At 35.6% G+C, this 13,055-nt stretch carries 15 protein-coding genes; 10 read left to right on the top strand and 5 right to left on the bottom strand.

Translation table 11 applies throughout. The features are described 5' to 3' along the window. The first annotated feature begins 3 nt into the window (after positions 1-3). Positions 4-462 carry a heme-binding domain-containing protein gene (locus tag EG344_RS12805; RefSeq protein WP_123909759.1) on the top strand — a complete coding sequence of 153 codons (459 nt, stop codon included), beginning with the start codon at positions 4-6 and terminating at the stop codon, positions 460-462. A 196-nt stretch (positions 463-658) separates the two neighbouring features. Here the strand turns inward: EG344_RS12805 and EG344_RS12810 are convergent, their stop codons facing one another. The 5 genes from EG344_RS12810 to EG344_RS12830 form a co-directional block, all read right to left on the bottom strand. Continuing rightward, the gene (locus EG344_RS12810) at positions 659-1,171 is read right to left on the bottom strand and encodes an NUDIX hydrolase (protein WP_123909760.1); all 513 of its coding nucleotides are present in this window, start codon (positions 1,169-1,171) and stop codon (positions 659-661) included. A 42-nt stretch (positions 1,172-1,213) separates the two neighbouring features. Beyond that, positions 1,214-2,128, bottom strand: a complete 915-nt coding sequence (gene xerD / locus EG344_RS12815) for a site-specific tyrosine recombinase XerD (protein ID WP_123909761.1) — start codon at positions 2,126-2,128, stop codon at positions 1,214-1,216. Positions 2,129-2,134: 6 nt separating this feature from the next. After that, on the bottom strand, positions 2,135-2,557 hold the full coding sequence (locus EG344_RS12820) for a deoxycytidylate deaminase (RefSeq protein ID WP_123858152.1): 423 nt from the start codon (positions 2,555-2,557) through the stop codon (positions 2,135-2,137). Positions 2,558-2,607: 50 nt separating this feature from the next. Continuing rightward, positions 2,608-3,375: an enoyl-CoA hydratase/isomerase family protein gene (locus EG344_RS12825; RefSeq protein ID WP_123909762.1), complete on the bottom strand. Its 768-nt coding sequence runs from the start codon at positions 3,373-3,375 to the stop codon at positions 2,608-2,610. Between the two features lie 105 nt (positions 3,376-3,480). Beyond that, the gene (locus tag EG344_RS12830) at positions 3,481-4,968 is read right to left on the bottom strand and encodes a catalase (protein ID WP_123909763.1); all 1,488 of its coding nucleotides are present in this window, start codon (positions 4,966-4,968) and stop codon (positions 3,481-3,483) included. A gap of 133 nt (positions 4,969-5,101) precedes the next feature. Here EG344_RS12830 and EG344_RS12835 point away from each other — a divergent pair, with 133 nt between their 5' ends. The 9 genes from EG344_RS12835 (at position 5,102) to EG344_RS12875 (ending at position 13,018) form a co-directional block, all read left to right on the top strand. Further along, positions 5,102-6,052: a LysR substrate-binding domain-containing protein gene (locus tag EG344_RS12835; protein WP_123858149.1), complete on the top strand. Its 951-nt coding sequence runs from the start codon at positions 5,102-5,104 to the stop codon at positions 6,050-6,052. Between the two features lie 235 nt (positions 6,053-6,287). Beyond that, complete coding sequence (metK, locus tag EG344_RS12840) at positions 6,288-7,568, top strand: methionine adenosyltransferase (protein WP_123909764.1); 1,281 nt, start codon at positions 6,288-6,290, stop codon at positions 7,566-7,568. A gap of 85 nt (positions 7,569-7,653) precedes the next feature. Beyond that, positions 7,654-8,145 carry a hypothetical protein gene (locus EG344_RS12845; RefSeq protein WP_123909765.1) on the top strand — a complete coding sequence of 164 codons (492 nt, stop codon included), beginning with the start codon at positions 7,654-7,656 and terminating at the stop codon, positions 8,143-8,145. A gap of 195 nt (positions 8,146-8,340) precedes the next feature. Further along, positions 8,341-8,931: an RNA polymerase sigma factor gene (locus tag EG344_RS12850; protein WP_123858146.1), complete on the top strand. Its 591-nt coding sequence runs from the start codon at positions 8,341-8,343 to the stop codon at positions 8,929-8,931. A gap of 202 nt (positions 8,932-9,133) precedes the next feature. Next, positions 9,134-9,829, top strand: coding sequence for a YjjG family noncanonical pyrimidine nucleotidase (locus EG344_RS12855; protein ID WP_123909766.1), 696 nt, complete (start codon positions 9,134-9,136; stop codon positions 9,827-9,829). Between the two features lie 347 nt (positions 9,830-10,176). Then, the gene (locus EG344_RS12860) at positions 10,177-10,626 is read left to right on the top strand and encodes a PepSY-like domain-containing protein (protein WP_123909767.1); all 450 of its coding nucleotides are present in this window, start codon (positions 10,177-10,179) and stop codon (positions 10,624-10,626) included. Between the two features lie 34 nt (positions 10,627-10,660). Further along, positions 10,661-10,867, top strand: coding sequence for a PepSY-like domain-containing protein (locus tag EG344_RS12865; protein ID WP_123909768.1), 207 nt, complete (start codon positions 10,661-10,663; stop codon positions 10,865-10,867). Positions 10,868-11,063: 196 nt separating this feature from the next. Then, positions 11,064-11,735: a response regulator transcription factor gene (locus EG344_RS12870; protein WP_123909769.1), complete on the top strand. Its 672-nt coding sequence runs from the start codon at positions 11,064-11,066 to the stop codon at positions 11,733-11,735. Next, the gene (locus tag EG344_RS12875) at positions 11,735-13,018 is read left to right on the top strand and encodes a sensor histidine kinase (protein ID WP_123909770.1); all 1,284 of its coding nucleotides are present in this window, start codon (positions 11,735-11,737) and stop codon (positions 13,016-13,018) included. The genes EG344_RS12870 and EG344_RS12875 overlap by 1 nt, the downstream gene beginning before the upstream one ends. The last annotated feature ends 37 nt before the right edge of the window (positions 13,019-13,055 follow it).

Below are 13,055 nucleotides of genomic sequence, written 5' to 3' on the forward strand. Positions count from 1 at the left end.
TTTATGAAGACGGCAAAGAAAATAATTTTTTGGACCCTGGTGGCGTTTGCTCTTATCCAGTTTTTTCCAATTGATACAGTAAATCAACCGGTTGATTCTAAAGTGAATTTTGTTCAGATGAAGAACAGTCCGGAAAAAGTGCGTACGCTTCTTAAAAATGCTTGTTATGACTGTCATTCAAACGAGACGGTTTATCCAAAGTATGCTTATATAGCACCTATTTCATGGTCTGTGAAAAGTCATGTGAATGATGGACGTCAGCATCTTAATTTTTCTGTTTGGGGAACCTACAATAAGGAATTAAAAGAGAATATGCTCGACAGGTCTATGGAAGCTCTTAAACATAAGACAATGCCGTTTCCAGGATATATTGTCTACCATAAAGAAGCTAATTTATCAGAAGCAGAAAGAACTTTGCTTATTCAGTATTTTGATGAAATGCTGAAATCGAAAACCTATTAATTAAAAATATAATTCCCACAGATTCCACAGATCATCACAGAGTTTATGCAAAATGCATCTGTGTAATTCGTGAAATCTGTGGGAAAATTGTTTTTAGTTATAAAAAAACTCCCGCAGATTTTACAAACTTAACAGGTGGATAGAATCCGGTAATCTGCCTCATTTGCAAAATCTGCGGGAGCATATATTACAAAAATTATTTATTCAGATAACTTTCAAAAAATCTCTTTTGAGAATCAAAAGCAATCTCATTAAGGTCAAGTTCCTGTAAAGGAATCCATACCGCTTCCGAGATCTCTGAAAGCTCAAGATTTACCTCAAATTTCTCCGAAATAGTATACTCATAAAAGAGATCAATGGTATTATAATCAATTTCTTTATACTGATAGATATTCGGAAGACTGGTAAGGTATTTCAGGTTAGAAATATCAATATCAAGCTGTAGCTCTTCAAAAAGCTCTCTTTTACAGGTTTCCTCTGCACTTTCTTTAGGGTCAACAAAACCTCCGGCAAGATCCAGTTTTCCTTTTTTAGGATCTCTGTTTCGTCTGGTAAGGTAAACTTCATCGCCACATCTTATAACAACCGCTACAGCGCCTGCTACGTTGTTGTACAGGGTAAAACCACATTCGGGGCAGCTCCATTTCTTTTCATCATCCCAATGTAAGGTCTCTTTGCCACAGCTTGGGCAATATTTCAATACTTTCATCTGTCTATAATTATTTTTCAAAGGTCAGATAAACCTTTAGCTTCACTGAGTAATATTCATATTTCTCGGGTGATAACTTAAGATCACATCCCTTAACTCTTCTGTCTTCAGATGAGTATAGATCTCTGTCGTGGTAATGCTGGAGTGACCCAACATTTCCTGGATATAACGGAGATCCGCTCCATTCTGCAATAAATGAGTCGCAAAAGAATGCCTGAAGGTATGCGGAGAAATCTTCTTATTAACGCCTGCTTTATCAGTAAGTTCTTTAATAATAAGAAATACGATCACTCTTGACATGGAAGTTCCACGGCTGTTCAAAAACAGAGTATCTTCATATTTCTTATTGATCTTTCCTTTAGAGCGCACCTCCTTAATATAACTTTCCAGAAGCTCAGCAGTGTAATCTGCTAAAGGCACAAAGCGGGTTTTATTTCCCTTTCCGTGTACCTTAATATATTGCTCCTTGAAGTTGATATTGGAGATTTTCAGATCAATAAGTTCAGATACACGGAGTCCGCAACCATACAGTACCTCTATGATACACTGGTTTCTTTTTCCGAGATCTGTATTGACCTCAATGGCAGCAATGATTTTATTAATATCCGGCAGGCTTAACGTATCCGGCAGGTATAGTCCCAGTTTAGGGCCTTCAAGTAACGCTGCAGGGTTGTCTTCACGATATTCATCTTCCAGTAGAAATTTAAAGAAGGCTTTGATGGAAGATATCCATCTTGCCTGTGATCTCTCACTGAATTTCTGTTTGGAAAGATTGAAAATGTATTCCTGCAGGTTTTCGTATCCGATAGAATCTGGACCGATGTTTGCCAGATCTTCTTCTGCGTAATCTTTTAGTTTCTTAATGTCCCGAACATAGGCGTCGAGCGTGTTGTCTGAAAAATTTCTTTCGAAACGAAGAAATATTTCAAAATCTTTGATCTTTTCATCCCAAGTCATTTGTGCTTATTTTTTTAGTTCACATTCCGATATTTGTTCTATTTCAATATTATGGCCTCTCAGGAACGATATTCCATCGTCGTCCGAATACTCATTAATATACACCAGTCTTGTAATACCTGCCTGCAGGATCAGCTTACTGCATTCCTTGCAGGGTGACAATGTTAAATATAACGTTGCTCCTTTTGCAGATTGTGTTGAAGCTGCCAGCTTTAAAATTGCGTTGGCTTCAGCATGCAATACATACCAGTGCGTTTTTCCCTCTCCATCTTCACAGCAGTTTTCGAACCCCATAGGAGTTCCGTTGTAACCATCTGAAATAATCATCCTATCTTTTACGATAAGAGCCCCTACTTGTTTTCTCTTACAGTAGGAGAGTTGCGCCCATTCCTGGGCCATTTTTAGATAAGCTTTATCAAACTTATTCATACCGCAGCATTAGTTTTCGAAATAATTTGGATTAAAATCTTTTAGAAAGATTAGAAGCTCGGCTTTCTTTTCTCTAGGAAAGCAGCTACTCCTTCTTTCTTATCTTCCATTTCGAAAAGTTCTCCAAAATATTTAATTTCAGTTTCAAAACCTTTCTCCGTATCCGATAAATTTACGGCGTTGATCGCCTTCGATATTGCCATTGGTGAATTATGGGCAATAGTACTCGCTAATTCTTTCGTTTTGGTTAATAATTCTTCAATAGGGTATACTTCATTGACCAATCCAATCTCTTTTGCTTTTTGAGCAGGGACCATTTTGGCAGAGAAGATCATTTCGTTGGCAATACCTTTTCCGACAAGTTTGGGAAGCCTTTGGGTTCCTCCGTATCCTGGAATTAATCCCAGTGTTACTTCAGGAAGTCCTAATCGGGCGTTTTCCGATGCATATCTGATATGGCATGCCATGGCAAGCTCTAAACCTCCTCCTAATGCAAAACCGTTGACGGCAGCAATGACAGGTTTGGATAGGTTTTCAATTTTGTTAAACAATGTATTTTGTCCGTTTCTTGCAAGTTCCTCAGCTTTTTCCTGTCCGAAGTCACTGAACTCCTTGATATCAGCTCCAGCTACAAATGATTTTTCTCCGCTGCCTGTAAGGATAATTACCCTGCAGGAAGTATCAGAATTAAGCTCATCCAATGCGGTGCTGATCTCCTGAATAGTCTTTGCATTTAATGCATTTAAACTCTCAGGTCTGTTTATGGTAATGATAGATAATTTATCTTCCTTTTTTAATAATATATTTTCGTAACTCATTTTTCCACTTTAAAATATCATCCCTTGCAAATTATGAATTTTTTACAAAAAAAAGGAAAAAATATTATTTTTTTTTCCCTTTTTTTAATTTATTGTTCAATATGATTATTTCGAGTGATTCATCATATTTGCATCGATATTGATATTTAGTTGTGAAGCTACTTTCATGCCAAGCTCAATGTTGGCGCGGAAAAAGTGACATAATTGTCTGTTGATAATTTCCTCTCTTTTAGGTCCACTGATTCCCTTCATGCTGCCTACGATATTTTGGATCAGATTATTCCTGTCTTCTGCATTCATTGCTTTAGAATAAAGAAGCCCCGGTTGCGTATAATGATCGCTGTCATTATCATTTCTGTTGTAGTTGGCAACATGAGCGCTATCTAATTCATATTCATAGTTTTTGTAAGAAACATCGGGGTTGATGTCATCAAAACTATTGGGATAATAATTCGGTTTATCCTGATACTGGCTGGAATCTGCCATATAACCATCTCTCTGATAATTATTGACAGCAAAAGGACATCTGTTTACTTCTAATTGATGAGCATTTACACCTACTCTGTATCGGTGGGCGTCTGGGTAAGAGAATAATCTTCCCTGAAGCATTTTGTCCGGAGAAAAACTAATTCCGTTGATCAGACTGCTTGGTGAGAATGTAGATTGTTCAACATGAGCAAAATAGTTGACAGGAACTTCATTCAATTCCATTTCTCCTACTTCAATCAAAGGGAAGTCATCATGGAACCAAACCTTTGTCACATCAAAAGGATTCCATCTGAAATCTTTTGCCTGTTCCTCAGTCATCACCTGGATGTACATGGTCCATTTCGGAAAATCTCCATTTTCGATAGCATTGCAAAGATCTTCCTGTGCAAAGTCCGGGTTTTCTCCTGCCATTTTCACTGCATCCCCATCGGTGAAGTTTTTCACCCCTTGTTTTGTTTTGAAGTGGAATTTTACCCATACTCTTTCATTTTTATCATTAATCATGGAGAAAGTATGAGATCCGAAGCCATGCATATGTCTATAGCCATAAGGAGTTCCTCTGTCTGACATAAGTATAAGAACCTGATGAAGTGATTCCGGGTTTAAACTCCAGAAATCCCACATCATTGTGGCGCTTTTTAAATTGGTTTTTGGAACCCTTTTTTGGGTATGAATAAAATCCGGGAATTTTTTGGCATCCTTAATAAAGAATACTGGTGTGTTATTTCCTACCAGATCCCAGTTTCCATCTTCCGTATAAAACTTCAGCGCAAATCCTCTTGGGTCCCTTGCTGTATCTGCGCTTCCTTTTTCACCACCAACGGTAGAAAAACGGGCAAACATTCTGCAGGAGTTTCCTACTTTTGAAAATAATTTAGCCTTAGTATACTGGCTGATGTCATGCGTTACGGTAAAAGTTCCATACGCTCCGCTTCCTTTGGCGTGTACAATTCTTTCAGGAATCCTTTCCCTAACGAAATGTGCAAGATTTTCCTGAAGGACAAAGTCTTGCAGCAATACCGGGCCTCTTGGTCCTACCGTCTGGGAATCCTGATGCTCAAAATAAGGTGCGCCGTTGCTTAACGTTAATTTTTTAGAATCCATATATTGATGATTTGAATAATTATTCTCGTATTTTCTAAATCGAAGTGTAAAGGTACTAATTATCAAATTTACTTGAATTTTTAATTGCTAATAACAAAAACGTTATATCTTTGTAATAGATAATATTAATCAAATGAACATTCAACAATTGGAGTATCTTATCGCTGTGGATAAGTATAAACATTTTGGAAAAGCGGCTCAGGCGTGCTTCATTACCCAGCCTACCTTAAGTGCCATGATACAGAAATTTGAGGATGAATTGGATGTGAAGGTTTTCGACAGAACTACACACCCGATCCGTACTACAGATGTAGGTCTTCAGATCATCGATCAGGCGAAGGTGATTATAGAATCTGTCAATGAGCTGAAAAACAAAGCCAACCTGTTGAATAACATTTTAGGTGGAACCATTAACCTTGGAATTATTCCAACTGTTTCTTCGTTTATCTTGCCTACTGAGATTTTCAAATTCCTAGAGACGAATCCGAAGATCCAGATGAATGTAAAGGAAATGACAACGGATAATATTATTAAAGCTTTGAAAGCAGGAGAATTGGATGCTGGAATTATTTCTACGCCATACGATACCGCTGATGAGTTTTACCAGGATTTCTTATTCAATGAAGAGTTAATGATCTACAGTTCCAATACGGAAGCAAATAAAAAGAACTCTTACATTATTCCTGAAGAATTGAATGTAGAAAAAGTTTGGTTGCTTGAAGAAGGAAACTGTTTGAGAAATCAGTTCGAAAATATCTGCCATCTGAAAGAAAATACCCTGAAGCCTAAAAATTTAGATTTCTTAGCTTCCAATATTCAGACTTTGGTACACATGGTAGACAAAGTAGGAGGGATCAGTATTCTTCCGGAATTGGCGTTAAGTCAACTTTCTGAAGAGCAGAAAAAGAATGTTTTCAGATTCAAGAAGCCTTTCCCTTACAGAGAAATCAGTATTATTTACTATAAGCCAACCTTTAAGCAAAAGATCATTGATGAATTGGCGCACTCTATCAAAAATTCTTTGGAGCTTAAGTTGAATTACCACGAAAGTCCGAAAGAATTTGTAAGCATCAAGCCTCAGTAGTCAAGAGGCTTTACAATGATACAAATCATTAATTTAAAGAAAATTATAATTAATAAACAAAAATTTTGAGTATTACGAAAATAGTGCTTAAATTTGCTGACGTTTATTAACGAGGAAAAATTTGACCTGATTGCAACCTCTATAAAAATATGCTAAAACAGTATTCTTTTTTCTGGGCAATTTTATTCTTATTTTTCTTCATCACTATTTTTTAATCTAAAAAACAAAGAATAATATGTCTTATTTATTTACATCTGAATCAGTTTCAGAAGGACATCCGGATAAAATCGCCGACCAAATCTCAGATGCATTAATCGATCATTTCTTAGCATACGATAAAAGTTCAAAAGTAGCATGTGAAACTCTTGTAACAACAGGACAGGTAGTACTGGCAGGAGAAGTAAAATCTGATGCTTACCTTGATGTACAGACCATTGCCAGAGAAGTAATCAACGGAATTGGGTATACAAAAGGTGAATACATGTTCAATGGTGATTCTTGTGGAGTAATCTCTGCGATCCATGAGCAGTCTCCGGATATCAACCAGGGGGTTGACAGAGCCGTAAATGATGAGTCATTCGAAGCTAAGGCAAATGCTCAGGGTGCTGGTGATCAGGGAATGATGTTTGGGTACGCTACAAACGAGACGGCAAATTATATGCCTCTTGCTTTGGATTTAGCACACACAATCCTTAAAGAACTTTCTGCGATCAGAAGAGAAAATAAAGAGATTGCTTACTTACGTCCTGATGCAAAAAGCCAGGTAACCATTGAGTACTCTGACGATCATAAACCAATCAGAATTGATTCTATCGTAGTTTCTACTCAGCACGATGACTTCGGAACAGAAGAAGAAATGCTGAACAAAATCCGTGAAGATATCAAGAACATCCTTGTTCCTAGAGTGGTTGCTCAGCAGACTGAGGAAATCAAAGCTCTATTCAACGATCAGATCAAATATCACATTAACCCTACAGGTAAATTTGTAATCGGTGGTCCTCACGGAGATACAGGTCTTACAGGGAGAAAAATTATTGTAGATACTTACGGTGGTAAAGGAGCTCACGGTGGAGGTGCTTTCTCTGGAAAAGATCCTTCAAAAGTAGACAGAAGTGCTGCGTATGCAACGAGACATATTGCTAAAAACCTTGTAGCAGCTGGTGTTGCTGATGAAGTTTTGGTGCAGGTTTCTTATGCGATTGGAGTGGCTGAACCTTGTGGTTTATACATCAATACTTATGGAACGGCTAAAATTGATCTTCACGATGGAGATATCGCTAAAAAAGTGTCTACTATTTTCGATTTAAGACCTTACGCTATTGAGCAGAACTTAAAATTAAGAAACCCTATCTATCAGGAAACGGCTTCTTACGGACATATGGGTAAAGAGCATTATGTAGCTGACAAAACATTCAACAAAGGTCATAAGAATGAGCTTACGTTGGAGGGGCTTGAGTTCTTTACTTGGGAAAAACTAGACAAAGTTGACGAAATTAAAGCCGCTTTCGGAATTTAATTTTTTCTCCAGACTAAATATTATGAACTGCTTTATCTTCTGATAAGGCAGTTTTTTTTAATTTTACAGCTTAATAAATTGAAAGATGATGAATTTTCGAACTGCAGTTGCCATTCTATCCCTGTTTTTGCTAAGTACATTGGTGAAAGCACAATATACCATGCATAAAATGATCAGTGTAGGATATACCTACCAGAATCAAAGCTTTGGAGAAGTAGGTGGGAAGTTGCTTTTTCTTAAAAATGATGATGTAATTTACAGATTGGGCGGCTCTGCTTTAATGGGAGTAGCAGATTCAAAGTTTGCCATTATGCCGAAATTGCAGGCAGACGTTTTACTTAATTTTGAAAAGAATGTGGATTTCTACCACTCTTATTACTTTTTAATGGGGGCGGAAGGAACCAACAAATATATTGCTCCCAAGATAGGGGTTACCTTATTTGGTATGCTTGATCTTACCGGAGGGTATGCTTTTCCTATTGGAGATGCCAGATTAAATGGAAAAGAAATGAAAGGGTTAAATATTAATTTTACATTAAATATCCCTACTGTATTCATTCATGATATGTTTAAATGATTTTTTTTAAATTTTTATAGTGAAAATTTAATAATTGCTTAACAGTTATTAAAAAATTATTATATTTACGCCATAATATAATTGTACCGCCTATCGAAGAGACTCTACTCTGAAGAACTGTTTTGTATATACAGCAAAAACCAGATAATGTATCTGGGCGATAGCTGGGCTGCAAATATTATATTGAGAAGAGTTATGAAATCAAAATCGGATAGTTTACTAATTTCGCTTTACCAGAAAGGTGACGAGGGCGCATTATCAACCCTTATTCATCGTCATCAGAGAGAACTGTTTACATTCATTTTTTACAAAATAAATGATGAAGATTTAGCCAATGATATTTTTCAGGATACATTCATGAAAATTATTGTGATGCTAAAAGAAGGACGTTACAACGAAGAGGGTAAATTTATCCTTTGGGCTAAAAGAATCTCTCACAACCTTATCATCGATCATTTCAGATCAAAAGCCAAAAACATTAAAGTTTCGGAGACTACTTTTGAGTCGGACGAATATTCTATTTTTGACCTGATCAGAGAGCCTTCTGAAAATATTGAAGATCAGCTGGTGACCAATCAGATCCAGGAAGACCTACTGAGGATGTTACAATTTCTTCCCTTAAATCAACAAGAAGTAATTAAATTGAGGTTTTTTGACGGATTGAGTTTTAAGGAAATTGCCGATCATACCGATATGAGTATTAATACCACATTAGGGAGAGTAAGATATGCGTTGATAAACCTGAGAAAAATCATGGAAGAAAATAACATAATATTAACCAGATAGATAATATTCTATGAAATTTCACGTTTTAAGGAAAACATACTTCGCTTATGAAAAAAAATGACTCCTTAAAAGTGAAAACTTTGAAACCTAAAAAACAAACCATCGATTTTCTGCTCAATTTTTCTAAAAGTATTGAAATTGTGAAAAGCAAGAGCAAGAATTATCCTATTACAAAAAATTAAAATTATTAACTTTGTGCTGTATGAAAATGCAGCACGTTTTTTTTGACCTGGACAATACGCTCTGGGATCATCGCAGAAATGCCTATCTGGCCATCAAAGAACTTTTCGAAAAACAGGAAATCAATTCGAAGTATAATATCGACTTTGAAGAGTTTCATGCTGTTTACCATGATATCAATGAAGAATTATGGGAGAAAATCAGAGATGGAATTATAGGCAAAGAGTATTTGAGAGAACACCGTTTTTATGACTCCTTCATGCATTTTGGAGTAGACAATAAGGAGCTTTCCCTTTATTTTGAGGAAAACTTCCTGGATAATATTGTAAGTCATAATGAACTGGTAGAAGGGGCAGAAGATGTCCTTGAATATCTGAAGTCTAAGAATTATAAACTCCATATTATTTCTAACGGCTTTCAGGAGGTAACAGAAAGAAAATGTACCCTTTCCGGAATTGCGCCTTATTTTGAAACCATTACCAGTGCAGATGCGGTGGGAGTAAGGAAACCGAATCCAAAGATTTTTGAATATTCCCTTGGGCTTTCTGAAGCTAAGAAGGAAGAGAGTATCATGATTGGTGATGACTGGATTGCTGATGCATTGGGAGGAAGAGATTTCGGAATGGAAGCGATCTTCTTTGATGTGTATAAAGAAGATAAAAAAGAAGCCGGATTAAAGGCTATTACCCATCTTCAACAGATTAAGGAATACTTATAAAATTTTAAGACGATTCAGTCTGAAATGAAAGCCATTAAGTTCATCTTAATGGCTTTTCTGTTTAAAATATACTGATAATAAAAATATAGTTTTCGGTTTGTCATTCTGAATACAAACTGTAGTTCAGAAGTGGGATGAAGAATCTATTGAATATTATAAAGTGAGATTATTCCTTACGTCAGAATGACAACAATGGTGTAAAATGATAGAAGTGTGAAATATATTATTCTCATTTCTTTCACATACTCAATTTACCCTCTTATTTTCTGCACATTAAGTTTTTCCCAATTCTTTCCCAAATTGATTTGGAACTTTGCTCCATAATAATGACAGAAAAATTAAATCTTATGAAAAATGTAAAGAAAATCACAGGGATATTTATTTTAATCTTCTTATTGATAGGAGGTTTGGTTTCAGCACAAGACAGAGCAATTAACCCTAATCAATTACCTAAGACTATCAAAACTTTTCTTGCGGGCCATTTTAAAGGAATTCCAGTTTCATCTGCTATTGAAGACAGAGAAATCTATGGGATTGACGAATATAAAGTGTATCTGAATAACGGAATGAAGGCAGAATTTGATAGTAAAGGAAACTGGAAGGAAATAGATGGTAAACATCAAAAAATACCTTACGGTTTTATTCCTGCCTCCATTAAAAACTACAGCAGCAGAAATTTCCCAAACACTTACATCGTTAAGATAGAAAAGAAGAGATGGTCTTATAAAGCGGAACTTTCCAACGGATTGGAGCTTGAATTTGACAGAAATGGGAATTTTAAAAAAATTGATGACTAAAATTATTTAAGAGTAACAATAAAATTTTAAGATTATGGTAAACTGGAGCATCATAAAAAGTGAAGGAAGAAAAACGTCTTCCGCTAAGATTAGAAAGAGTATTGTGTCTTTTATGACTAAGCACCATCCGTGCAGTGTTATAGATTCTATTGAGAAAAAATATAATGCTTATAAAATTCACCTGATGAATGGCTTATGCCTTATTTTCGATGAAGATGGACGTTATGTGAAAATGAGTTAATGATTTATGAAAGAAAGTTGGAAAGAAGGGAACAGAGGGTATGTATATATCATTGATCTGCTTTGTATCATTTATCAAATGGTTCTTATTCTGACGATGTTTGGATATTAATTGTTTCATCCTCAGTTCCTATACTTTCCTCTTATTATTCTGTAATTTTATATATTTGATATAAGCTATCCAAGCAGCAGAACCTATGAAGATTTTAATAGTAGAAGATGAACCGGACTTAAGGGATACTGTACAGAAGTTTCTGGAAGCAGAACATTTCATTGTAGAACAGGCTGAGAATTACAGTTCCGGGTTGGAAAAGATTATTTCCTATGAATATGATTGTATCCTTCTGGATATTATGCTGCCGGATGGAAATGGAATAGATTTGTTACGGGAAATCAAAAAAATGCACAAAAAAGACCCAGTGATCATTCTTTCTGCCAAGGATTCTGTGGATGATAAAGTGACAGGACTGGAAATAGGTGCCGATGATTATCTGGCAAAACCTTTTCATCTTGCAGAGCTGATGGCGAGAATCAGGTCTGTAATAAGGAGAAAAAATCAGGATGGTGAGAATGTCATCAGATATAAAAATATCAGTATTGATCCGGAAAACAGAGATGTTAAGGTAGGAAATGAAGAGTTGATACTTAACCGAAAAGAATATGACCTTTTGTATTACTTTGTCATTCATCCTGAAAAAACTTTGCAGAAAACCACTCTTGCAGAAGCGATCTGGGGAGATTATATCGATCAGGCAGACAGCCTTGATTTTATTTATTCACAAATTAAAAATCTCCGTAAAAAACTGAAAACGCTCAACGCTGAAGCCGATTTTCAAGCTGTATACGGGATAGGATATAAATTCGTCTGATGAAGGTTTCCTTAAAATATTACACGATAAAGTACCTTATTATGATCCTGCTGGTAATTATTGCCGTTTGGGCCGGATTATTCTATGCCTATATTCTGGATGAGGTACATGATAATGTAGATGATGGACTTAAGGATAGAAAAATACAGATTATCAAGGCTGTATATCTTAATCCACAGTTGTTGAAAAATAATGATTTTGGATTCAATGAATTTAAGATCATGCCGATTACTGCTGGAGAATATAAGAATAAAAGCAGGCTTTATAATAAGATGTATTATATGGAGTATGATGATAAAGACCAGCCTTACCGGGTATTGGAAGCGGATTTTATCGATCAGTATAAAAATCATCAAAGGCTTGTCATCAGAACTTCAACCGTTGAAGAAGATGAACTGATTTATGATCTTACAACGGCTTTAATTGTTCTCTATATTTTTTTGGTGATAAGTATTGTTGCAGTTAATGGTTATCTGTTGAATAAAGCAATGCGTCCTTTCTATTTGATTCTGGATAAACTGAAAAAATATCAGTTTGGAATTCCTTTTTCTCAGGAAGAGCAGAATTATTCAATCAAAGAATTTGAAGAGCTGAATGTGGAAATCAATGAGATGATCGAGCGTAATGAGCTTGTTTTCTATCAGCAGAAACAGTTTATTGAAAACGCTTCTCATGAGCTTCAAACGCCGCTTGCGATTGTTATTAATAAAATAGACCTTTTGATTCAGAATGAAAATCTGGATAAAAAGAACCTGACCTTTCTCACTGAAGTTAAAAATGATCTGAGAAGAATGGTAGGATTGAATAAATCTCTGTTAATGCTTTCCAAAATTGAGAACAGCCAGTTCAATGCAATATCAGACGTTGATTTTAATGCTATGGTTAATAAGCTTGTGCAGAATTATGAAGATTTTATTGCCTTTAAAAATGTAAAGGTTAATATTATTGAAAAAGGTGTATTTAAAGCCGATTTTAATCAGGATCTTGCAGATATTCTCCTGTCTAACCTTCTTAAAAATGCTGTTAAATACAATAATGAAGAGGGAACTTTAAATATTTTTATTGAGAACAACAGAATTATCTTTCAAAATAGCGGAATGCAGGAATCGCTAGATAAAACCAGAATTTTTAACCGCTTTTATAAACAGGGTTCAGATCATACCTCTACAGGTTTAGGATTATCTATTATCAAGACAATCATTAAACAGTATCCAGGTTGGGACATTTCTTACGAATTTGAAGATACTATGCATTACTTTATTCTTATGAGAAATAAAAAGTAATGTGAAATAAAAAAGCCCTTCAATTGAAGGGCTTTGT

The organism is Chryseobacterium sp. G0162, from assembly GCF_003815715.1.
GTDB lineage: Bacteria > Bacteroidota > Bacteroidia > Flavobacteriales > Weeksellaceae > Chryseobacterium.